At 67.4% G+C, this 22,204-nt stretch carries 23 protein-coding genes; 15 read left to right on the forward strand and 8 right to left on the reverse strand.

Going from position 1 to position 22,204, the window contains the following annotated elements:
- The first annotated feature begins 69 nt into the window (after positions 1-69).
- The 3 genes from D6850_RS01790 to rlmH all read left to right on the forward strand — a co-directional run bounded on the left by D6850_RS01790 (position 70) and on the right by rlmH (position 2,512).
- The gene (locus tag D6850_RS01790) at positions 70-1,434 is read left to right on the forward strand and encodes a mechanosensitive ion channel family protein (RefSeq protein ID WP_121163321.1); all 1,365 of its coding nucleotides are present in this window, start codon (positions 70-72) and stop codon (positions 1,432-1,434) included.
- A gap of 250 nt (positions 1,435-1,684) precedes the next feature.
- Entirely contained in the window at positions 1,685-2,041 is a 357-nt protein-coding gene (gene rsfS, locus D6850_RS19660; RefSeq protein WP_245964114.1) for a ribosome silencing factor, read from the forward strand.
- Positions 2,042-2,512 carry a 23S rRNA (pseudouridine(1915)-N(3))-methyltransferase RlmH gene (gene rlmH, locus D6850_RS01800; RefSeq protein WP_121163325.1) on the forward strand — a complete coding sequence of 157 codons (471 nt, stop codon included), beginning with the start codon at positions 2,042-2,044 and terminating at the stop codon, positions 2,510-2,512.
- 18 nt (positions 2,513-2,530) lie between these two features.
- Here rlmH and D6850_RS01805 read toward each other — a convergent pair whose 3' ends face one another.
- Positions 2,531-2,875 carry a DUF2794 domain-containing protein gene (locus tag D6850_RS01805; protein WP_121163326.1) on the reverse strand — a complete coding sequence of 115 codons (345 nt, stop codon included), beginning with the start codon at positions 2,873-2,875 and terminating at the stop codon, positions 2,531-2,533.
- Positions 2,876-2,929: 54 nt separating this feature from the next.
- Positions 2,930-3,214 carry an I78 family peptidase inhibitor gene (locus tag D6850_RS01810; protein WP_121163328.1) on the reverse strand — a complete coding sequence of 95 codons (285 nt, stop codon included), beginning with the start codon at positions 3,212-3,214 and terminating at the stop codon, positions 2,930-2,932.
- 139 nt (positions 3,215-3,353) lie between these two features.
- Between D6850_RS01810 and D6850_RS01815 the strand changes: the two genes are divergently transcribed.
- The 3 genes from D6850_RS01815 (at position 3,354) to D6850_RS01825 (ending at position 6,246) form a co-directional block, all read left to right on the forward strand.
- Positions 3,354-4,466: an S-(hydroxymethyl)glutathione dehydrogenase/class III alcohol dehydrogenase gene (locus D6850_RS01815; protein ID WP_121163329.1), complete on the forward strand. Its 1,113-nt coding sequence runs from the start codon at positions 3,354-3,356 to the stop codon at positions 4,464-4,466.
- A gap of 152 nt (positions 4,467-4,618) precedes the next feature.
- Positions 4,619-5,494, forward strand: coding sequence for a glutathione-dependent disulfide-bond oxidoreductase (yghU, locus tag D6850_RS01820; protein ID WP_121163331.1), 876 nt, complete (start codon positions 4,619-4,621; stop codon positions 5,492-5,494).
- 53 nt (positions 5,495-5,547) lie between these two features.
- Positions 5,548-6,246 (forward strand): NYN domain-containing protein, encoded by a 699-nt coding sequence (locus D6850_RS01825; protein WP_121163332.1) that lies wholly within the window; start codon positions 5,548-5,550, stop codon positions 6,244-6,246.
- A gap of 285 nt (positions 6,247-6,531) precedes the next feature.
- Here the strand turns inward: D6850_RS01825 and dapA are convergent, their stop codons facing one another.
- Entirely contained in the window at positions 6,532-7,407 is an 876-nt protein-coding gene (gene dapA / locus D6850_RS01830) for a 4-hydroxy-tetrahydrodipicolinate synthase (protein WP_121163334.1), read from the reverse strand.
- A gap of 120 nt (positions 7,408-7,527) precedes the next feature.
- On the opposite strand from dapA, the gene D6850_RS01835 reads away from it, so the two are divergent.
- Positions 7,528-9,492, forward strand: a complete 1,965-nt coding sequence (locus D6850_RS01835) for a lytic transglycosylase domain-containing protein (protein ID WP_245964067.1) — start codon at positions 7,528-7,530, stop codon at positions 9,490-9,492.
- 52 nt (positions 9,493-9,544) lie between these two features.
- Here D6850_RS01835 and D6850_RS01840 read toward each other — a convergent pair whose 3' ends face one another.
- Positions 9,545-10,411, reverse strand: a complete 867-nt coding sequence (locus tag D6850_RS01840; protein WP_121163337.1) for a DMT family transporter — start codon at positions 10,409-10,411, stop codon at positions 9,545-9,547.
- On the reverse strand, positions 10,408-11,085 hold the full coding sequence (gene mnmC2 / locus D6850_RS01845) for a tRNA (5-methylaminomethyl-2-thiouridine)(34)-methyltransferase MnmC2 (RefSeq protein ID WP_121163339.1): 678 nt from the start codon (positions 11,083-11,085) through the stop codon (positions 10,408-10,410). Before mnmC2 ends, D6850_RS01840 begins: the two co-directional genes overlap by 4 nt.
- A gap of 76 nt (positions 11,086-11,161) precedes the next feature.
- Between mnmC2 and D6850_RS01850 the strand changes: the two genes are divergently transcribed.
- The 3 genes from D6850_RS01850 to D6850_RS01860 all read left to right on the forward strand — a co-directional run bounded on the left by D6850_RS01850 (position 11,162) and on the right by D6850_RS01860 (position 13,228).
- Complete coding sequence (locus D6850_RS01850) at positions 11,162-12,193, forward strand: NAD(P)/FAD-dependent oxidoreductase (protein ID WP_121163341.1); 1,032 nt, start codon at positions 11,162-11,164, stop codon at positions 12,191-12,193.
- Between the two features lie 35 nt (positions 12,194-12,228).
- Positions 12,229-12,732, forward strand: a complete 504-nt coding sequence (locus D6850_RS01855; RefSeq protein ID WP_121163342.1) for a L,D-transpeptidase family protein — start codon at positions 12,229-12,231, stop codon at positions 12,730-12,732.
- A gap of 139 nt (positions 12,733-12,871) precedes the next feature.
- The gene (locus D6850_RS01860; protein WP_121163344.1) at positions 12,872-13,228 is read left to right on the forward strand and encodes an H-NS histone family protein; all 357 of its coding nucleotides are present in this window, start codon (positions 12,872-12,874) and stop codon (positions 13,226-13,228) included.
- 10 nt (positions 13,229-13,238) lie between these two features.
- Here D6850_RS01860 and D6850_RS01865 read toward each other — a convergent pair whose 3' ends face one another.
- Entirely contained in the window at positions 13,239-13,892 is a 654-nt protein-coding gene (locus tag D6850_RS01865) for a YggS family pyridoxal phosphate-dependent enzyme (RefSeq protein ID WP_121163345.1), read from the reverse strand.
- A gap of 131 nt (positions 13,893-14,023) precedes the next feature.
- On the opposite strand from D6850_RS01865, the gene D6850_RS01870 reads away from it, so the two are divergent.
- Positions 14,024-14,521: a DUF3576 domain-containing protein gene (locus D6850_RS01870; RefSeq protein WP_245964068.1), complete on the forward strand. Its 498-nt coding sequence runs from the start codon at positions 14,024-14,026 to the stop codon at positions 14,519-14,521.
- Here the strand turns inward: D6850_RS01870 and betC are convergent.
- Positions 14,518-16,032: a choline-sulfatase gene (gene betC, locus D6850_RS01875; protein WP_206019186.1), complete on the reverse strand. Its 1,515-nt coding sequence runs from the start codon at positions 16,030-16,032 to the stop codon at positions 14,518-14,520. The two genes, D6850_RS01870 and betC, sit on opposite strands and share 4 nt — an antisense overlap.
- A 132-nt stretch (positions 16,033-16,164) precedes the next feature.
- Here betC and D6850_RS01880 point away from each other — a divergent pair, with 132 nt between their 5' ends.
- Complete coding sequence (locus D6850_RS01880) at positions 16,165-16,617, forward strand: GNAT family N-acetyltransferase (RefSeq protein ID WP_121163350.1); 453 nt, start codon at positions 16,165-16,167, stop codon at positions 16,615-16,617.
- Positions 16,618-16,627: 10 nt separating this feature from the next.
- Here the strand turns inward: D6850_RS01880 and D6850_RS01885 are convergent, their stop codons facing one another.
- Positions 16,628-17,878: a glycosyltransferase gene (locus D6850_RS01885; protein ID WP_121163352.1), complete on the reverse strand. Its 1,251-nt coding sequence runs from the start codon at positions 17,876-17,878 to the stop codon at positions 16,628-16,630.
- A 230-nt stretch (positions 17,879-18,108) separates the two neighbouring features.
- Here D6850_RS01885 and leuS point away from each other — a divergent pair, with 230 nt between their 5' ends.
- Genes leuS through holA form a run of 3 tightly spaced genes read left to right on the forward strand, consistent with a single transcriptional unit; the run spans position 18,109 to position 22,202 of the window.
- Positions 18,109-20,658 carry a leucine--tRNA ligase gene (gene leuS / locus D6850_RS01890; RefSeq protein ID WP_121163354.1) on the forward strand — a complete coding sequence of 850 codons (2,550 nt, stop codon included), beginning with the start codon at positions 18,109-18,111 and terminating at the stop codon, positions 20,656-20,658.
- Between the two features lie 30 nt (positions 20,659-20,688).
- Positions 20,689-21,177, forward strand: a complete 489-nt coding sequence (gene lptE / locus D6850_RS01895) for an LPS assembly lipoprotein LptE (protein ID WP_121163355.1) — start codon at positions 20,689-20,691, stop codon at positions 21,175-21,177.
- Positions 21,174-22,202, forward strand: coding sequence for a DNA polymerase III subunit delta (gene holA / locus D6850_RS01900; RefSeq protein WP_121163357.1), 1,029 nt, complete (start codon positions 21,174-21,176; stop codon positions 22,200-22,202). Before lptE ends, holA begins: the two co-directional genes overlap by 4 nt.
- The last annotated feature ends 2 nt before the right edge of the window (positions 22,203-22,204 follow it).

Below are 22,204 nucleotides of genomic sequence, written 5' to 3' on the forward strand. Positions count from 1 at the left end.
GACGCGAATCCGCCGCGGCTGTCCAGTGCAGGCTTGCCGTGATGGAAAGCGCGGGGCATTCTGGTGCGAATGGCGACAGACGCGCAATCAGCGAGCGGGGCCGCCGCTGCGGCCGATCCGGCCCAGCAGGTGCAGGACATCGCGCTTGGCATCTTGGGGCAGACCAACAGTTTCATTCTCGGCCTGATGCGGCCGTGGAACGCCTATCAGATCGGCATCATCCTTGCGTTGTTCGTCGTGGCGCACCTGTTGCGCGCCATTTTCGGCCCAAGGCTGCACGACTGGATGCGCACCCGCGAGGGCTGGCCGAAGTGGCGGATGCGCCTTCTGGTCATGCTGCACCGCCGCTTGCGGCTGGTCTTCTTCGTGCTGACCGCCTGGCCGACCTACTGGATCATGCAGGAGGCGACATGGCCCAGCCGGTCCTACCTGATCGGCATCGCCGGGAGCCTCGCGCTCGCCTGGCTGGTGATCGCCATCGTCACCCGGCTGATTACCAACGGGTTCATCCGCGCGGTGGTGCGTTACGCGGGCTGGACATGGGCCACGCTGATCATCCTCGATCTCACCGACGAGGCGCAGAGCCTGCTCGATTCCCTTTCGGTCACGATCGGCGAGACGCGCCTGTCGGCCTGGCTCGTGGTGCAGGCGGTCGCCGTCCTCTGGGCGCTGATTTTCGTGGCGCGGCTGGCGTCGAGCACGGCCAGCGGCCAGATCCGACGCAACGAGGAAATCAGCCCCTCGATGCAGGTGCTGGCGGTCAAGTTCGTGCAGGTCGCGCTTTACGGGGCGGCGTTCTTCATCGGGTTGCGTACGGTGGGGGTCGACCTGACCGGCCTCGCGGTCCTGTCGGGGGCCATCGGCGTCGGCCTCGGCTTCGGTCTGCAAAAGGTGGTCTCCAACCTCGTGTCGGGGGTCATCATCCTGCTGGACAAGTCGATCAAGCCGGGCGACGTCATCAGCCTGGGCGAGACGTTCGGCTGGATCCAGACGCTGGGCGCGCGCTATGCGAGCGTGCTCACCCGCGACGGCAAGGAATACCTGATCCCGAACGAGGATCTGATCACCGGGCAGGTGGTCAACTGGTCCCATTCCAACGAATTCGTGCGGCTCGACATCTATTTCGGCACCGCCTACGGCGACGATCCGCACGAGGTGCGCCGCATCGCCATCGGGGCGGCGGCGAGCGTCGATCGGGTGCTGCGGATGAAGGCGCCCGTGTGCCATATCGTCGGTTTCGGCGACAGTTCGGTGGATTACATCCTGCGCTTCTGGATCCGGGATCCGACGGCAGGGCTGACCAATATCCGGGGCAACGTCTATCTCGCGCTCTGGGATGCGTTCCGCGAGAACGGCATTTCCATCCCCTTCCCGCAGCGCGAAGTGCGGATGCTAAACGATGCCGAGGACGGCGCCGCGCCGACGCGGGCCTGACGGCGCAAGACGTTTCGCGCGTGTCCGGCGGTCCCGGGTCAGGGGCGAGCGCCATATTGGGCACGATCCTGCAAAATGCGCCGAAATTTCTGCGCCTTTCATTGAAACGGGCCGCGCCGATTGCTACCTTCGGGGCAGGCCCGGCACCCCGGCTTGCTTGAGGCGGTGCGCGACAGAGGAGGACATCGTCCTGTCTTTTACGACCCACGCGGCGCATGCCGCCGACACCGGGAGGCCCGCTGCGGCCTCCATCGCGGGCGCATCCGGCGAGGAGCAACTGGCCCGCATAATTTCATCCCTGAACGAAGACAAGGCCGAGGATATCGTCAAGATCGACCTGCGCGGCAAGTCCGCCATAGGCGATTACATGGTGATCTGTTCGGGCCGGTCGTCGCGCCAGGTTTCGTCCATCGCGGAAAAGCTGGCCGAGCGGCTCAAGTCTGATCTCGGCACGCGGGTCGAGGGCAAGGACGCGGGCGACTGGGTGCTGATCGACACCGGCGACGTGATCGTCCATGTCTTCCGCCCCGAGGTGCGCGACTTCTACCAGCTGGAAAAGATGTGGCTGCCCGCCGGCGAACAGGCGGCCGCGACCTCTTCGGGCTGAATGCGGCTGCATGTCTGCGCGGTCGGCCGGGTGCGCCCCGGTCCTGAACGCGCTTTGCTGGACGACTATTTCAAGAGGTTTGAACGCACCGGCCGGGCGCTCTCGCTCGGGCCGCTCGGCGAACACGAGGTGGACGAGCGCAAGGGCGGCGGCATGACCGGCGAGGCTACCCTGCTTGAACGCGCCATCCCCGACGGCGCGCTGCGGGTGATGCTGGACGAGCGCGGCGCGCTGCTGAGTTCCCCGAAACTCGCCCGCCGCCTGGCCGACTGGCGCGACGACGGCGCGTCCGACGTGGCTTTCGTCATCGGCGGCGCGGACGGTATCGACCCCGCGCTGCGCGCGACTGCGCGGTTCACGCTGTCCTTCGGGCCGATGGTCTGGCCGCACATGCTCGCCCGGGTGATGCTGGCCGAGCAGCTTTACCGCGCCGCGACGATCCTGGCGGGCACGCCGTATCACCGCGAATGACGCAGGTCCGCGCGGCGTTCACTCCACCGCGCGGATCATCTTGCGCTCGAGCACGCGCAGCACGGTCCTGAGATCGCCGCCGCGTTTCAGGATGCGCCCGTCCATGCCGATCACCGCGTATTGTCCCTGCCTGCCGCGCAGGCGGGGCCGCTTCTCGATCCGGTAGAGCGGATGTTCCGCGGTGCGCCGGAAGATCGAAAACACCGCCACGTCACGCAGGGAGGAAATGCCGTAATCCCGCCACTCCCCGGCGGCGACCATGCGCCCGTAAAGCGACAGGATCGGGGCGAGCTCAGTGCGGTGGAACGCGACCCGCTCGGCGTCGCCTCGGCCGGCGAGGGGGGTGGGCGATTGGTATGTCATGCTGCCAGAGTTGCCCCGAAGTGCGCGCAAGGCAAGAGAATTCGCGAGCTGCGACTATCCGCACCAGACCCGGGTGACGATCCCGTCCTCGTCGATGTCGACGTTGAGCCGATCGGCGCGGTAATCCATCGTGACGGCGGAATCGGGCGGGATGATCCGCAGCGGGCGGTCGCCATCGGTGAAATCATGGTCCGCGCGCGGCGTGCCGACCGTGTCCGCATAGGCCGAGGCGCCGCAGGCGTCCGGGCCGGGGTTGGTCAGGTTGGCGTCCCGCGGTGCGGACTCGGGCACGCAGGCGGCGCTGAACAGCGCGGCAGTGAGGATCATCGGGTATTTCATGTCGGTTCGCTCTCCGGTCCTTTCCCCTCCACTTTGGCGCGTTCCGCGCCGCTTTCAACCGCAGGTCGCCAAAGGCTGTTGAAACTGCGCGGGCTTTCGCCCAGAGTCGCGCCGGATCAAGGTTGAAAGGAAGCCGGACATGCGCACCAAAGCCGCCGTCGCCCTCGAGGCGGGCAAGCCGATGGAAATCATGGAAGTGAATCTCGACGGCCCCAAGGCGGGCGAAGTGCTGGTCGAGATCAAGGCCACGGGCCTCTGCCATACCGACGATTTCACCCTGTCGGGCGCCGATCCCGAGGGCGCGTTCCCCGCCATTCTCGGCCATGAGGGCGCGGGCGTCGTGCTCGAGGTGGGCGAGGGCGTGACCAGCCTTGAGCCCGGCGATCACGTGATTCCGCTCTACACGCCGGAATGCCGGGAATGCGAATACTGCCTCAACCCCAAGACCAACCTCTGCCAGGCGGTCCGCGCGACGCAGGGGCAGGGGGTGATGCCCGACGGCACCAGCCGCTTCTCGATGCTCGATGGCACGCCGATCCTGCATTACATGGGCTGCTCGACCTTCGCCAACCATACGGTGATGCCGGAAATCGCGCTCGCCAAGGTGCGCAAGGACGCGCCGTTCGACAAGATCTGCTACATCGGCTGCGGCGTGACCACCGGCATCGGCGCGGTCATCAACACCGCCAAGGTCGAGATCGGCAGCAACGCGATCGTCTTCGGGCTGGGCGGCATCGGGCTCAACGTCATCCAGGGGCTGCGGCTGGCGGGCGCGAACCAGATCGTCGGCGTCGATCTTAACGACGACAAGGCGGAAATGGCGCGCCATTTCGGCATGACCGATTTCGTCAACCCCAAGAAGGTCGACGGCGACATCGTCGCGCATCTGGTGGAACTGACGGGCGGCGGGGGCGACTACACCTTCGACGCCACGGGCAACGTCACGGTGATGCGCCAGGCGCTGGAATCCGCGCACAAGGGCTGGGGCGAGAGCATCATCATCGGCGTCGCCGGCGCGGGGCAGGAGATCGCGACCCGTCCCTTCCAGCTCGTCACCGGGCGCGTCTGGCGCGGCACGGCCTTCGGCGGCGCGCGCGGGCGCACGGATGTTCCGAAGATCGTCGACTGGTACATGGACGGCAAGATCGAGATCGACCCGATGATCACCCACACGCTCACCCTGGATGAGATCAACAAGGGGTTCGACATGATGCATGCGGGCGAATCGATCCGCTCGGTCGTCGTGTATTGAGGCGGGCGCATCCCGCGCCCCGCCCGCGGACCTGATCCGCTCCGGACAGGCCATGAGACCCCGGCGCGGAGGCCGGGGTCCGACGCGCCCTCTTGCGCGCGGCGTCGCGCGGCTTAGGTATCCGCCAGACATCAATTTCAGGAGCCCGAGACATGGCCGACGATAACTACACCCCGCCCGAGGTCTGGACCTGGGACAAGGAAAGCGGCGGCGTCTTCGCCTCGACCAACCGGCCCATCGCCGGTCCTACGCACGACAAGGATCTGCCGGTCGGCGAGCATCCCCTCCAGCTCTATTCGCTTGCCACGCCCAACGGCGTGAAAGCGACGGTGATGCTCGAGGAACTGCTCGAGGCGGGGCATGACGCGGAATACGACGCCTGGCTTATCGACATCGGCGAGGGCGACCAGTTCGGCAGCGGCTTCGTCGAAATCAATCCCAACTCCAAGATCCCGGCGATGGTGGACCGCTCGGGCGCCTCGCCCGTCCGGGTGTTCGAGAGCGGGTCGATCCTGCTGCACCTCGCGGAAAAATACGGCGCCTTCCTGCCCGCATCGGGCAGCCAGCGCACCGAGGTGCTGAACTGGCTTTTCTGGCAGATGGGCAGCGCGCCCTACCTTGGCGGAGGCTTCGGACATTTCTACGTCTATGCGCCGGAGAAATACGAGTATCCCATCAACCGCTTCGCGATGGAGGTGAAACGCCAGCTCGACGTGCTCGACCGGCAACTGGCCGAGCGCACCCATATCGCGGGCGAGGATTACAGCATCGCCGATATCGCGATCTGGCCGTGGTACGGACAACTGGCGCTCGGCCAGGCATATGACGATGCGGATACGTTCCTCGACACCGGCAGCTACGAGAACCTCCAGCGCTGGGCGAAGATGATCGCCGCGCGTCCGGCCGTCAAGCGCGGCCGCATGGTCAACAAGAGCTCGGGCGCGCCCGAGGGCCAGTTGCGCGAACGCCACGCCGCGAGCGATTTCGAAACCCGCACGCAGGACAAGATCGGCGGCGACGGAGCGTGAACCGCTTTCGCCGGCGCGCGGGATCGGGCATGTAGGGGCAAAGGAGACCATTCATGTCCGAACGCACGCCGCTTCTCGCCGTCCTGATTGACGCCGACAACACCTCGCCCCGCTGGACCAAGGCCGTCTTCGACGAGATCGCCAGCATCGGAGAGGCGTCGGTGCGCCGCTGCTACGGCGACTTCTCCTCGCAGCAGATGAGCGGCTGGAACAAGGTGCAGGCCGAGTTCGGTCTCGTGCCGCACCACCAGCCCGCCAACACGGTGGGCAAGAACGCCAGCGACATCGCGCTCGTGATCGACGCGATGGACCTGATGCATTCGGGGCGCTTCGACGGCTTCGTGCTGGTGTCGTCCGACAGCGATTTCACCCGGCTGGCCAGCCGCATCCGCGAACAGGGGCTCGACGTGTTCGGCATCGGTGCCAAGAAGACGCCCGAAGCGTTCCGCAAGGCGTGCAAGCGATTCATTTACCTCGAGAATCTCGGCGGCCAACCCGAGGAAACCCCGCAGCGCCGCACCGCCCAGAACTTCAACGAGGCGCGCGACCTGCTCTTCAAGGCGATGGATAGCATCGACCAGGACAGCGACTGGTATGCGTTGGGGCGGCTGGGTCAGCAGATCACCACCGCCAACCCGGATTTCGACACCCGCAGCTATGGCCACAAGAAGCTGAGCGATCTGATCGCGGCGATCAAGGTGCTCGAGACGCGCCGCGAGGGCAACCAGTTGATGGTGCGGCGCGTCGACTGAACCGATCGCCCGGTCACGCCCGCGGGATTGGAGTATTTGCACAAAGAAGAAGGACTGGTCGGGCGCCCCGCCTCCGCGCCGGACCACTGATCCTATGGGCGGCAGGCGGGGCGCCTTCTCCTTTGGCGGTCATCGGCTCTCCAGCCTGTACCGCGACACCCTTGAACCACGCCAAGGTTAAGGAACCGTTGCTTCTTCTTTGTGAAAATACTCAAGCCGCCACCTGCCGCCCGCGCCGCCCGGATCGGGGGAGCGCGCAGAAAATTCGCAGGATTTTCTCGTCGTTCAGTTCAGCAGCCCGGCGTGGCGCAGCCCTTCCTCGACCAGCGCCTTGGTATTGTCCGAAAGGCCGGTCAGCGGCGAGCGGACTTCTTCGCTGCAAAGATCGAGCCGCGACATGGCGTATTTGACGCCGACGAGTCCCGGTTCGGCGAAGATCGCCAGATGCAGCGGCATCAGCCGGTCCTGGAGTTCGAGCGCCTTTGAATAATCGCCCGCAAGCGTCGCCTCCTGCAGTTGCCCGCAGAGTTTCGGCGCGACGTTGGCCGTGACCGAGATGCAGCCCGTTCCCCCTTGCGCGTTGAAGCCGTGCGCCGTCGGATCCTCGCCTGAAATCTGGATGAAATCGGTCCCGCAGGCGATGCGCTGCTGGCAAACGCGGGCGAGATCGCCGGTCGCGTCCTTCACGCCGATGATCCGCGGCAGCTTCGCAAGTTCGCCCATCGTCGCGGGAGCCATGTCCACGACCGAGCGGCCGGGGATGTTGTAGATGACGATCGGCAATTCGCAGCAATCGTGCAGCGCGCGGAAATGCGCGATCAGCCCGCGCTGGGTGGGCTTGTTATAATAAGGCGTGACCACCAGCGCGGCGGTGGCGCCAACCTTCTCGGCGTGCTTCATGAAGCGCATCGATTCGACGGTGTTGTTGCTGCCCGCCCCGGCGATCACCGGGATGCGGCCGCGCGCGGCGCGCACCACTTCCTCGACGACGGCCTCGTGTTCCTCGTGGCTGAGCGTCGGGCTTTCGCCGGTGGTGCCGCAGGGCACGAGGCCGTGGCTGCCTTCCCCGATATGCCACTCCACCAGTTTTCGCAGCGTCCCGAAATCGACTTCGCCGCCCGAAAACGGCGTGACGAGGGCAGGCATGGAACCTTTGATCATGGCGCGCTCCTTTCCGGACACGGGGTTTGGCGCGCGATGCCGGGAATATTATTGGACGGCCTCCGTCCGCGCGCATAGGTTGGCGCTGTCTATCCTTCGACAGGGCGGGAAATGCAAGGGATGTTGCGCGTTTTCATGGTTTGCCTGGCGCTGATATGCGTCCTGCCGCAGGCGCGCGCGCAGGAGGCGTCAGCGCGCCCGCCGCGCCCGCTGGCAAGTGCGCTTGACGCGGCGGCGGCGGGGCGCTGGGATCGCGCGGCGCAGATCGCGGCGCGCGACGGCGCCGCGGCGGAGGCGATCATCGAATGGTATCGCCTGCGCGCCGGCGAGGGCGCCCCCGACGAGGTGCAGGCCTTTCTTGCGGCGCATCCCGATTGGCCGGGGCTCGATTACCTGCGCAAACGTTCCGAACCGGCCTTCGAGGACGCAAGCGACGCCGAGGTGATCGCGCTCCATGCCGGCGGGCAGCCGCAGACCGCGAAGGGGGTGCTGCGCTACGCCAGGGCGCTGACGAAGATCGGCCAGCGCGGCGAGGCCGAGGCGACCGTGGTGCTGGCCTGGCGCACGATGGACCTCTCGACGCAAGAGCACCTGGCGTTTCTCGAAGCCTATGGCCCGCTGCTTGGGGAGCATCACGTCGCGCGGCTGCGTATGACGCTCTGGCGGGGCTTGCGCGACAGCGCGCTGATGCTGCCGCTGGTCTCGCAGGAGGAGCGCGCCGTGGCCGAGCTGTGGCGCGCGATCGAGCGTGGCGAGAACGACATCGAGGAAGCGCTGGCCGCGCTTCCGCTTGCGCGGCGGACGGATGCGGGGATCGCTCATGCGCGGTTCAACAGGTTCCTGGAACAGAACCAGCCCGAGAAGGCGATGGCGCTCATGCGCACCCAGAGCCGCATCGAGGGAGGCTTGGGCGAGCCGCCGCGCTGGGCAAGCTGGCGGCGCAGCCTGGCGCGGCGGATGATGCGCGCGGGCGATTACGCGGCCGCCTACGACCTCGCCGCGCATCACCAGCTTGCCGAGGGGGCGGCCTTCGCCGATCTCGAATGGCTCTCGGGCTATATCGCGCTGCGCTTCCTCGATGAACCGGCGCTGGCGCTGGACCATTTTCAGCGGCTGCGCGCCGGCGTCGAATCGCCGATCTCCATGGGCCGGGCCGGCTACTGGATCGGTCGCGCGCAGGAGGCGCTGGGCGACGGCGAGGCGGCGCAGATCGCCTATGCGCAGGGCGCGCATCACCAGACCAGCTTTTATGGGCTGCTCGCCGCCGAAAAGGCGGGACTCGGGTTCGACGTGGGACTGGATCAGCCGGACCCGCCGCCCTGGCGGGATGCGGAATTCGCAAAATCGACGCTGGCGCAGGCGGGAATCCTCGCGCTTGCCTCGGGGCGGCTCAATCTGGCCGAACGGCTGTTCCTCGCGCTCGCGGACACGCTCGATGAAACGGGGCTGCGGCAGATGTCGAGGATGCTCGACGACCTTGCATCGCCGCATTTGCGGGTGATGCTGGGCAAGGCGGCCGCGCGGCGCGGGATCATACTGCCGCATGCATATTACGCGCTGCATCCACTGACGCAGATGAGCCTGCCGGTGCCCGCCGAAATGGCGCTCGCCATCGCGCGCCGCGAGAGCGAGTTCGATTTCAGCGTCACCAGCGGCGCGGGCGCGCAGGGGCTGATGCAGCTGATGTCGGGCACGGCGCGGGACGTGGCGCGCGACCTCGGGATCAAGCATGAGGCGGGCCGCGTGCAGGGCGACTGGGCCTATAACGCGCGGCTGGGCGCGACCTACCTTGCGCAACTCTCCGACCGGTTCGACGGCAACGTGGTGATGATCTCGGCCGGCTACAACGCCGGGCCGGGACGGCCTATCCGCTGGATGGCGGATTTCGGCGATCCGCGGGCGGGCGACATGGACGTGATCGACTGGATCGAGCACATCCCCTTCCGCGAAACCCGCAATTACGTCCAGCGCGTCGCCGAAAGCCTGCCGATCTACCGCGCGCTGCTGGGCGCGGATCCCCTGCCGATCCCGTTCAGCAAGGAGCTCATCGGCGCAACGATTCCGTCGACGCTCGACTCTGGCTGAGCGGCGCGCTCTTTCAACGTTCTTCGGATACTCTCGCCGAAGGGGTCCCGCCTCAGGCGGCCCTGCGCTCCCGCCAGAGGGTGAAGAGCCCAGCCGACACCACGATGACGACGCCCGCCGCGACGTTGGGGCGGATCGCCTCCTCGAAGATCAGCACGCCGAGCGCGCTGATGAAAACCAGTTGCAGGTAAGCAAAGGGCTGTACGGCGCTGGCTTCGGCGACCTCGTAGCACTTGATGAGCGTGAAATGCCCGCTCACCCCGGTCAGGCAGAGCATCCCCATCCAGAGCCAGTCGCGCGGCGCCATCGGCTCCCAGTGCCAGACGCCGACCAGCGTGATGCCGACCGCCCCCACCACGCCCGTCCAGAAGAAGCTGGTCGCGGCGCTGTCGGCGCGCGCGGCATAGCGGGTGAGCAGCCCGTAAAGCGCGAACAGCAGCGCGGCGATCAGCGGGATGACGGCAAGCGGCTGCAACGCGCCGACGCCGGGTTGCAGGATGATGAGCACCCCAATGAATCCGATTCCGATGGCCGACCAGCGCCGCCAGCCCACCCGCTCGCCCAGAACCGGACCCGACAGCGCGGCGACCAGCAGCGGAGAGCAGGCGAGAACCGCGTGGCTCTCGATCAGCCCGAGCTGCGTGAAACCATAGACGATGGTGCAGATCTGCATTACCAGCAGCAGCCCCCGCGCGCCCTGCACCAGCGGCTGGCGTGTGCGGGCGGTGGCGCGCAGGCCGCCCGGGCGGCGGCTGGCGAGGGTGATCACGAAGGCGGCGAAGAACCAGTAGCGGATCATGATGATCAGATAGACGTTGTATTCGCTCGCGAGATAACGCGATACCGCGTCCTGGATCGCGAAGATGACGGTGGCGAGCATCATGAGCGCGATGCCGAGGCGCTGGTTCTGCTCGGTCATGGCGCGCGCCGCGCCGTGGTCATGTGCCGCTTGCGCCCGTAACCCGGCGCGCGCGTCACCGCGAACCCCGCGTCGGCCAGCCCGCGGCGCACGAAACCGGCGGCGGTGTAGGTCGCCGCCGTGCCGCCCGGGGCGGTGTGCTCGAACACCGCGCGCATGAGTTCCGGCTGCCAGAGTTCCGGGTTGCGCGCGGGCGAGAATCCGTCGAGGAACCATGCGTCGGCCCGCCCGTCCCAGCGCGGCAGCGTGGCGCGCGCGTCGCCCTCGATCACCTCGAGCGTCGCGCCATGGCCCAGGCCGATCCGCCGCTCGCCCGCGCGCCAGCCCGCCAGTAGCGGCGGCGCGACATCGGCGAGTTCGGGATGCGCCGCCAGCGCCCGGGCCATGTCTTCCGCGCTCATCGGGTAGGCCTCGAACGAGGTGAGCCGCAGCCGCCCCGGCGCGCCTGCATCGCGCCACGCCAGCAGCGCGCAGAGCATGTTGAGCCCGGTGCCGAAGCCCAGTTCGGCCACGTGGAATCCGTCTCGGAGCCGCTCGGTAAAACCGTTGCCCGCGAGAAACACGTGCCGCGTCTCGGCCAGCCCGTTCTCGAGGCTGAAATAGGGATCATCGAACCGCCGGCTCACCGGGACGTCGCCCGCGCGCCAGTCGAGTTCGGCCTGCTGGCCCTGCATCGCTCATTCCTCTAAACCCGCGCCGGAAGCGTCCGGCAGGCGCGGGCGACCATGCAGAGGGAGACGGGGATTGGCAATGGCCGATGTGACGGTGCGCGGGGCGGGGATCTTTGGCCTTTCGGTTGCGTGGTCCTGCGCGCGGCGCGGGGCGCGGGTGCGGGTGATCGACCCCTGCGGCCCGGGGGCTGGCGCCTCGGGCGGGATCGTCGGCGCGCTGGCGCCGCATGTGCCCGAACAGTGGAACACGAAGAAGGCGTTTCAGCTCGACAGCCTGCTGATGGCCGAAACCTATTGGACCGAGATCCGCGCGATTGCCGGGCGCGATCCGGGCTACGCCCGGCTCGGGCGGTTGCAGCCGATCACCGACGATGCCGCCCTTGCGCTCGCCCGTGACCGGGCCGAGGGGGCGCGCGCGCTCTGGGGGGAGCGCGCGACCTGGGAGGTGGTCAAGGCCGCCGACAAGGGATGGACGCCCCAGAGCCCGACCGGCCTGCTGATCCGCGACACGCTCAGCGCGCGCATCCACCCGCGCCGCGCCTGCGCCGCGCTCGCTGCGGCGATCATGTCGCGCGGCGGCGAGGTGGTGACGGACGCTCCGGATGAGGGCCGTGTCGTCTGGGCGACCGGGGCGGCGGGGCTCGCGGCGCTGAGCGCGGCGCATACCCGCAGCGTCGGCGCGGGCGTCAAGGGGCAGGCGGCGCTCCTGGCCTTCGACGCCGACGTCTGCCCGCAGATCTTCGCCGGCGGGGTGCATGTCGTGCCCCACGCCGACGGCACCGTCGCCGTTGGCTCCACCTCGGAGCGCGACTTTGCCGACGCCACCGCGACCGATGCGCAGCTCGACGCCGTGATCGCCGCCGCGCGCGCCGCGGTGCCGGCGCTGGCCGACGCGCCGGTCGTGCAGCGCTGGGCCGGGCTGCGCCCGCGCAGCCGCAGCCGCGCGCCGATGCTGGGCGCGCATCCTCTGCACGACGGCCAGTTCATCGCCAATGGCGGGTTCAAGATCGGCTTTGGCATGGCGCCCAAGGCGGGCGAGGTCATGGCCGACCTGGTGCTCGACGGCGTCGACGCCATCCCCAAAGCCTTCCGCCCCGAGGCGTCCTTCTGACTTCCCCCGGGGGCGGGGATGGGGCAGAAGGGGGCATGACGCCGCATGACATGGTTCTCACCCCCACCGGCCTGCGTTTTCGCGGGCGGCGCTACCCCTGCACGATCGGGCGCGGGGGGATAAGCGCGACCAAGCGCGAGGGCGACATGGCGACGCCCACCGGCGCGCATCGCATCGTGCAGATGTTCTACCGCCCCGACCGCATGGCGCGCCCCGCCGACTGGGCCACGCAGCTGCGCCCCGGCGACCTGTGGTCGGACGCAAGCGAAGATGCGGCCTACAACACCCATGTCCGCGCGCCTTATGGCGCCAGCCACGAAGTGCTGCGCCGGGCCGATCCGCTTTACGATCTCATCCTCGTGACGGACTGGAACTGGCCGAATGCCGTGCCGGGGCGGGGGTCCTGCATCTTCATGCACCAGTGGCGCCGCCCCGGCCATCCGACCGAGGGCTGCGTCGCGCTCAGGCGCGATCACCTGCTCGGAATCGCGCGCCATGTCGCGCCCGGCGCCCGGTTGATCGTGACGCCTTCGCAATAGCGCGGAGAAAATTCGACGAATTTTCTTTACGCGGAATTGCCGTTGGAAAACGTGTGGCAATCGAAATGATTTGCGCGGTTAATATTATCCGACTAAAGAACGCGTTTATAACTGCATGAAGAACAAAAAAGGAAATTGAATGAGCCAGATCGACCTCAAAAAGATGACCACGCGCGAATTGACCACGTTGCGCGCAAAGGTGGATCGCGCGATCGCGTCTCGCGAAAAGCGCGAGCGCAAGGAGGCGCTGAAGACGCTCAAGGAAAAGGCCCGCGAAATGGGCTATTCCTTCAATGAACTGATCGATGGCAGCGAAAGCGGTGAGGGAAAACAGCAGCGGAGTTCCTCTAAACCGCGCAAACGGGCCGCGCCGAAATACCGCCACCCGGAAAACCCCGACCTGACCTGGAGCGGGCGGGGCCGTCAGCCCAACTGGCTCAAGGAAGCTGTCGCGAATGGCGTCCCGATGGAAAACTTCCTGATCGACAAATCCTGACCCGTCGCTTTCAGCCCGCGTCGCGCGCGCCGAAGATGGCGCTGCCGACGCGGACATGGGTCGCGCCCTGCGCGATGGCGCTCTCGAAGTCGCCGCTCATGCCCATCGACAGGCCGGGCAGGCCGTTGCGTTCCGCGATTTTCGCCAGCAACGCGAAGTGCAGGCTGGGTTCCTCCTCAACGGGGGGAATGCACATCAACCCGCGCAGCGGCAAATCCAGCGCCCGGCATTCCTCCACCAGCGCATCCGTCTTGGCGGGCGGGACGCCGGCCTTCTGATCCTCTTCGCCGGTGTTGACCTGAACGAAGATGTCGGGGCAATGCCCTTCCTCCTGCGCGATGCGCGCGATGGTGCGCGCCAGCTTGGGTCGGTCGACCGAATGGAACGCCTGGAAGAGACCCATCGCCTGGCGCACCTTGTTGCTTTGCAGCGGGCCGATCAGGTGCAGGTCCACCCCGTCGAAACGTTCGCGGAAATCCGGCCATTTGCCCGCCGCCTCCTGCACGCGGTTCTCGCCGAACGAGCGGTGCCCGTCCTCAAGCACCGCCTCGACGCGCGCATCGGGCTGGAGCTTGGACACGGCGATCAGCGTGACGGAATCCGGGTCGCGCCCGGCGGACTTGGCGGCGGCGCGGATGCGGGCTTTGATCTCCTCGAGGCTCATGGGGCTTTCTCCTGCCGGGGCTGTCAGCGTCAGAGGTAAACCAGCCACGCGCGGATGCAAACCGTCAAGCGGCATGAGGGCTAAACCGCTTGCTCCGCTGGCCCGGCTTGGATAGTAGGGAAGAGCAATCAATGTCGGACGGTGGTATGATCCTCTTTTCTGCAAAACGCGCAATCGCGATGCTGGCCTGCCTTGTGATGGTGGCGGCCTGCGGGGACGAGCCGCCGAAATTCGACCCCGACGCGATCAAGGTCGAAAGCGGCCCGAACAAGACCACCCCGGTCACCTCCGGCACCAGCCTGCTGGACGCCTTCCGCGGCAAGGAAGCGGGGGTCAAGGTCAACCGCTTCCTGTGGACCGCGGCGCTCGACGTGCTCGACTTCCTGCCGGTGCAGGCGGCGGACCCGTTCACCGGTGTGATCACCACCGGCTACGGCGTGCCGCCGGGCGGTGGGCGCGCCTACCGCGCGACGATCCTGATCAGCGATCCGGCGCTTGATGCGCGTTCGCTCAACGTGGCGCTGCAATCGCAGGGCGGGCGGCCGGTGGCCGCCGGCACGCAGCGCGCGGTCGAGGACGCGATCCTGTCGCGCGCGCGCCAGCTGCGCATCCAGGCGGGCCGGTACTAATCCCCCGTTGACGGCGCCTCGAGGTGATCGAAGGCCCATGTGTTGTAGTGCTGCTTGTTGCGGTAGTACCGTTCATCGCTGTCGTCGGTGGGCGTGTGATCCCAGCGCGGCTTGATCCCCTGTTCCGTCGCCTTGTTGATCAGCTGCCGCCGCTGCTGCGAGCGTAGCACGTCCCGGCTGAGCGCGGCGTTGTCCCAGCGTTGGCGCACTTCGTCGCCAAGCTCCTTCAGCGTTCCTGCATGGGCCGGGTCGCGTGCGAGGTTGGTCCGCTCCTCGGGGTCCGCCTCGAGGTCGAACAGCATCGGGGGGTCGCCTTCGGACATCACCAGCTTGAACCGGCCGCGCCGGATCATGAAGATCGGCGCGTTGATCCCCTCGCAAAGCAGCTCTCCCAGCATCGGGCGCTCACCGAAGCCCGCGCGCGGCAGCGCGAGGATGTCGGTCCCGTCAAGATCGTCGACCGGCGCCGGCGCATCCCCGGTCGCGCCGAGCGCCACCAGCGTTGGCAGCAGGTCGACCAGCGACACCAGCGCCGCGCTGCGACCCGGCTCTATCCGCCCCGCACCGTTCATGATGAACGGCAGCCGGGTCGAGCCGTCGAAGAACGTCTTCTTGAGCCACAGCCCACGCTCGCCCAGCATTTCGCCGTGATCGGTGGTGAAGACGATGACGGTGTTCCCGGCCTGCCCGCTCTGCGCCAGCGCGGCCATCAGGTCGCCGATCTTGTCGTCTATGAAGCTGACCGAGCCGCAATAGGCGCGGCGCGCGCGCTGGATCATCTCGTCGGTGATCTCGGCGTCGCGCAGCCCGTGCTGGAACAGGATGCGCAGCGAATGCGGGTCGTTGTCTGCGTCGTCGGGGCGCGCGGTGCGCGGCATCGGCACGCCATCCGGGTAGAGATCCCAGTGTTTCGGCTGGCAGAGATAGGGATCGTGCGGATGGGTGAACGACACCTGGAGAAAGAACGGGCGCGTATCCTGCGCGCGCGGCGCGTCATAAATGAATTGCACCGCGCGCGCGGCGACGTCCTCGTCATAGTCGATCTGCACGTTGCGCGCAGATGGCCCCGACACCGTCAGCATCCGCATGTCGGTCGCCCCGTGGAACCCGTCGGCAAGCCAGTCGGGCGTCCATGTGAAGTCGGACGGGTAGACGTCCGAGGTCAGCCGCCGCTCGAAGCCGTGAAGCTGGTCGGGGCCGATGAAATGCATCTTGCCCGACAGGCAGGTCTGATAGCCAAGCGCGCGCATGTAGTGTGCGTATGTCGGGATCGAGGCGGGAAATTCCGAAGCGTTGTCATAGGCCCCGATGCGCGACGCCAGCATCCCCGCCGCCATCGACGCGCGGCTGGGCGAACAGAGCGGATAGTTGCAATAAGCGTTCTCGAACACCAGCCCGCCTTCCGCCAGTCGGTCGAGATTGGGCGTCACGGCGATATCATTGCCATAGGCGTTCAGCACATCGGCGGTCAGCTGATCGCACTGGATGAAAAGGATGTTGGGTCGGGTCAAGGGCGCGCTCCTGTCGGGCAATCGCGGGCAGAATGCCCTGATTCGCGGCATAAGCGCGCAGGAAAACGCGGCGCGTCTTGACCCGCGCGGGATTATCGCGCCACCTGAGCGGACGATCGGGCGGGGACCAGCATGACAGACGACATCACCATACGACCGCTGGCGCTGGAGGATCGCGCCGAATGGGCGCGGATGTGGACCGCTTACCTCGCTTTTTACGACACCACGCTGCCCCAAGCAGTCTTTGACACCGCCTTCGCGCGGATGCTGAGCAGGGCGCCGGGCGAATACCAGGGGCTGATCGCGGAACTTGACGGCAGGCCCGTGGGCCTCGCGCATTTCCTGTTTCACCGGATCCTGTGGTCCGCGGAGGACACCTGCTATCTCATGGACCTTTTCGCCGTGCCGGAGGCGCGCGGCAGGGGCGTCGGGCGCGCGCTGATCGAAGCGGTGAACGCGGCGGCGAAATCGGCGGACATTCCCATTGTCTACTGGACCACGGAAGAGAACAATCAAACGGCGCGCAGGCTCTATGACACGCTCGCGACGCGCATTCCCTTCGTGATCTACGAAAAATACGACTGAGGGCTGCGCGTCAGACCACCAGCGGCAGGTCCATCACGTCCTCCACCCAGTCGAGCTGCCGGGGCAGGCAGATGCGGCGCAGGTCGAATTTCTGCTGCATGAGCGCTCGGGCGCCCCGCCCCAGCCGCGCACGCGCCTCCGCGTCGTCAAGCAGCGCGCAGACCTCGTCCACCAGGCCCTCGCGATCGAAAAAATCGACCATGCGCCCGGTTTCGTCGTGGGTGATGACCTCGCGCACCGGGGCGGTATCGCTGGCGACGATGGCCGCCTCGCAGGCCATCGCCTCGAGCAGCGACCAGCTAAGGACAAACGGATAGGTGAGATAGACATGCACGCGGCTCAGTTGCAGGACGCGGGTGAACTGGTCATGCGGGATGCGGCCGAGGAAATGCACGCGGGCCCAGCCTTCGGGCGCTATCTGATCGGCCACCTCGTCGCGGAAGATCTGCTTCCACGTCTTGCCCTTGGGCGGGGCGGCGCCATAGCTCACCTCGTCGCCGCCGATGATGATGACCCGCGCCTTGGGGCGTTCGCGCAACAGGCGGGTCAGGGCGCGCATGAAGACGTGATAGCCGCGATAGGGCTCCAGGTTGCGATTGACGAATGTGACGATCTCGTCCTCGCGGCTCAACTCGGGATGACCCTTGAGTTGCAGCCGCGCGTCCGGGTCGGGGCGCGAGAGATCGGTTTCGATCCCGTCATGGCTGAGCGTGATGCGCTCGCGGAAAGGGGCGGGAAAGGTGTCGGCCTGGAACCTCGTCGGGCTGATCCCGGCCTCGGCCAGCGGGAAATGCAGGTGGTTGTTGAGGTTCTTCAGCCTTATGCGCAGCGGTTGCAGCTCCGCGTCCTTCGCCGGGAATTCGGGATCGAAGTCGAGATGCGGATAGCCTGCCTCGTGGTAAAGCTCGCAATAGAGCGCCAGCCGCGCGCCGGGCCAGAGATCGCGCAGGAACATCGATTCGCCCCAGCCGGGATGCGCGAGGATGAGGTCGGGGGCGTATCCGTCGTCGCGCAGCCGCCGCGCGGCGCGAAAGCACGCCTCGGCGCGCGTGACCTTGGTGTCGAGGTCGATGAGCCAGGGATGCAATTGCTGCGCGCGCCGCGCGGGCAGGCTGTAGGGCAGCACGCGCACGCCCTTCCAGTCGAGCGCCTCCTTCACCCGCAGCGTGAGTGCGGTGCAGTCATGCCCCTTCGCCGCCAGTGCGGGGGCCAGGTGCTTGTATTGGCCGGGGAAATTCTGATGGATGAAGAGGATTTTCATGGGTCTGCCCGCGGTTTTTCGCATTCTTATAGGTGGCGCGCAGCGGTCTGCATAGCCGTAGGGTGGGGTTTCAGCCCACCACGCCGGGCGCCGCCGCAGGGTGGTGGGGTGAAACCCCACCCTACGCGGGGATGGCGAAACGCGCGTTAAAACCCGCGGCCCTCTGGACCCCGCCCCTTGCGCGCCCTATCACCGCTTCTGACGAAATCTGACCGAAAGGTGCGCCGCCCATGTCGCGCTACTCCCCCGCCGAAATCGAAGCCCGCTGGCAGGACGCCTGGGAACAGGCTTCGGTGTTCCGCGCCGTCCGTTCCGAGGACAAGCCGAAATACTACGTGCTCGAAATGTTCCCGTATCCCTCTGGGCGCATCCATATGGGGCACGTGCGCAACTACACGATGGGCGACGTGATCGCGCGCCACCGCATCGCGACGGGCCACAATGTGCTGCATCCGATGGGCTGGGACGCCTTCGGGATGCCCGCCGAGAACGCCGCGATGGCCAGCGGCGGCCACCCCAAGGACTGGACATACGGCAACATCAACGACATGCGCGCGCAGATGAAGCCGCTTGGCCTCAGCATCGACTGGTCGCGCGAATTCGCCACCTGTGACCCGGAATACTACGGGCAGCAGCAGGCGCTATTCCTCGACATGCTCGAGGCGGGGCTTGTCTATCGCAAGAACGCCGTGGTGAACTGGGACCCGGTCGACATGACCGTTCTGGCCAACGAACAGGTGATCGACGGCAAGGGCTGGCGTTCGGGCGCGGAGGTGGAGCGGCGCGAACTCACGCAGTGGTTCTTCCGCATCTCGGACATGGCGGGCGAATTGCTCGACGCGCTCGGCGACCTCGATGACTGGCCCGCCAAGGTGCGGCTGATGCAGGAGAACTGGATCGGCAAATCGCGCGGCCTTCAATTTTCCTTCTCGCTCATCGGCGGGCCAGAGGGCTTCGACCGGGTCGAGGTCTACACCACGCGCCCCGACACGCTCATGGGGGCAAGCTTCATCGGCATCTCGCCCGATCATCCGCTGGCCCGGCGGCTCGAGGAGGAAGACGACGCGCTCGCCACCTTCAACGCCGAATGCCGGCGCGGCGCGACCACCGCCGAGGCGCTGGAGACGGCCGAGAAGCGCGGGTATGACACGGGGTTGCGCGTGCGCCATCCCTTCGACACCGCATTGGAGCTCCCGGTCTATGTCGCCAACTTCATCCTGATGGATTACGGCACCGGAGCGATCTTCGGCGTGCCGGCGCATGACCAGCGCGATTTCGATTTCGCCACGAAATACGACCTTCCCATCATCACCACCTTCATGCCCTCCGAGGACGCGGAGGACGCCCTCGCGCAGGCCTTCGTGCCGCCCAAGACCGAGCGGGTCTTCTACAACCGCGGCTTCGCCGGTGAGGCATGGCAGACCGGGGACGCGGCCATCGACGCCGCCATCGCCTTCTGCGAAGCGCAAGGCGTGGGGCAGGGCGTCACCCGCTACCGCCTGCGCGACTGGGGGCTCAGCCGTCAACGCTACTGGGGCTGCCCGATCCCGGTGGTGCATTGCGACACATGCGGCGTGGTGCCCGAGGCCAAGGACAACCTGCCCGTCCGCCTGCCCGATGATGTGAGCTTCGATCAGCCCGGCAACCCGCTCGACCGGCACCCGACATGGCGGCGCACGACCTGCCCGGCCTGCGGCGGCGAGGCCCGGCGCGAGACGGATACGATGGACACATTCGTCGATTCGTCGTGGTATTTCGCGCGCTTCACCTCTCCGCGCGCGCAGACGCCCATCGACATGGCCGAGGCGGAATACTGGATGAACGTGGACCAGTATATCGGTGGGATCGAGCACGCGATCCTGCATCTGCTCTATTCCCGCTTCTTCGCCCGCGCGATGCACATCACCGGTCATCTGCCGGCAAGCGCGGTAGAGCCCTTCGACGCGCTCTTCACCCAGGGCATGGTCACGCACGAGATCTACCAGACCCGCGACGCGCGCGGCCGCCCGGTCTATCACCTGCCCGAGGATGTCAGCGACGGCAGGCTCGCCGATGGCAGCGAGGTCGAAGTGATCCCCTCGGCCAAGATGTCGAAATCCAAGAAGAACGTCGTCGACCCCACCACGATCATCTCGCAATACGGCGCCGATACCGCGCGCTGGTTCGTCCTCTCCGACAGCCCGCCCGAACGCGACGTCGAATGGACCGCCGCCGGCGCGGAGGCCGCGCATCGCCACCTCGCCCGCGTGCATCGCATCGTCTCGGACATCGCCGCCGACACTGCCGAAGACGCCTCGCCAGAGGCGGATGAGGCGCTGCTGCGCGAAATGCACAAGGCGATCCATGACGTGAGCGTGGGCGTCGAATCCTTCGGCTTCAACGCCGTCATCGCGCGGCTCTACGCCTTCACCGCGACGCTGTCGAAAAGCGGCGCGGGAACCGGGGCGAAACGGCAGGCGGCGCGGGCGCTGGCGCAGCTCATGGCGCCGATGACGCCGCATCTGGCCGAAGAACTCTGGCACATGCTGGGCGGCGACGGTCTCGTCGCGACCGCGCCCTGGCCCAAGGCCGACCCGTCGATGCTGGTCGATGACACGGTAACTTTGCCGGTGCAGATCAACGGCAAGCGGCGCGGCGAGATCACCGTCGCGCAGGACGCAGCCAAGGACGCGGTCGAGGAAACCGCGCTCGCGCTCGACGCGGTGCAAAGGGCGCTTGACGGGGCCGCGCCGAAGAAAGTCATCGTCGTGCCGGGGCGGATCGTGAATGTGGTCGTGTAAGCCGCGCAATAGGTGATAAGGTAGCCCGTGATGACCCTGACCCGCCGCTTTTTCTGCCTTGGATCGCTCGCCGCACTGGCGGGCTGCGGCTTTGCGCCGGTTTATGGCCCCGGGGGCGGCGGCGGCGCGTTGCAGAACGCGGTGCTGGCGGATGCGCCCGATACGCGCGACGGTTTCCTGCTCGTGCGCGAGATCGAGGACCGGCTGGGCCGCGCGAACCCGGCGAACTATGGCCTGTCCTACGCGATCGACGTGCGCCAGGAGGCGATAGCAATCGACCGCAGCGACGTGACGCAACGCTACAACATATTGGGCGAAGTGACCTATGCGCTGCGCGACCTCGCAAGCGGCGCGGTCGTGGCCTCCGGCAGGGTCAGGAACTTCACCGGCTACTCCGCCTCGGGCAGCACCGTCGCCACCCAGGCCGCCGAACGCGATGCGCGCGCGCGGCTGATGAAGATCCTGGCCGGCCAGATGATCACCCGCCTGGTCGTGGCCGCGCCGACGCCGTCCCAATGAAGCTCGCCCCCCGCGACGCGCCCGCCTATTTCGCGAAGCCCGACCCCGCGGCGGCGGGGCTTCTGATCTACGGCAACGACGCGATGCGCGTGGCCCTGCGCCGGCAAGAGGCGATCGCCGCCCTGATCGGCCCCGAAGGCGAAGAGGAGATGCGCGCCACGCGGATGAGCGCGGCAGAACTGCGCAAGGATCCCGCACGGCTCCTGGATGCGGTGAAGGCGCAGGGCTTTTTTCCCGGTCCCCGCGTGGCCTTTGTCGAGGACGCGACCGAGGCGCTGGCCGCGCCGATCCTCGCCGCGCTGGACGAGTGGCGCGAGGGCGACGCGCAGATCGTCGTGACCGCCGGCGCGCTCAAGCCCGCGTCGAAGCTGCGCAAGGCGTTCGAGGCGCACCCGAGCGCGCGCGCCGCCGCGATCTACGACGACCCGCCCTCGCGGGACGAGATCCAGACCATGCTCGCCAAGGCCGGGTTGCGCGATGTCGCCCCCGACGCGATGGCCGACCTTCTGACGCTCGCCCGCGCGCTCGATCCAGGCGATTTCCGCCAGACGCTCGAGAAACTCGCGCTCTACAAGCTCGACGACGGCGCGCCGCTCACGCCCGGCGACATCGCCCTCTGCGCTCCGGTCTCGACCGAGGCGGAGCTCGACGAGGTGCTGAACATCGTGGCCGAGGCGCGCTCGGACGAGATCGGACCGATCATGAAGCGCCTGCGCGCGCAGGGGATGCAGCCGGTCACGCTCTGCATCACCGCGACGCGGCATTTCCGCACGCTCTACACGGCCGCCGCCGATCCGGGCGGGCCGTCGCAGGGCATCGCGCGGATGCGCCCGCCGGTCTTCGGTTTGCGGCGCGACCGGATGATCCGACAGGCGCAGGACTGGGGCGCGGCGCGGCTCGAACAGGCGCTGGGCGTGCTGACCGACACCGATCTGCACCTGCGCTCGGCGGGGCAGAGCGCGCCGCAGATGGCGCTGGTCGAACGCGCGCTTATCCGGCTCGCCATGATCCGGGCGCGGGGCTGATC

Origin of the sequence: Roseovarius spongiae, from assembly GCF_003651245.1 — a bacterium.
In the GTDB taxonomy this organism is placed as follows: Bacteria; Pseudomonadota; Alphaproteobacteria; order Rhodobacterales; family Rhodobacteraceae; genus Roseovarius; species Roseovarius spongiae.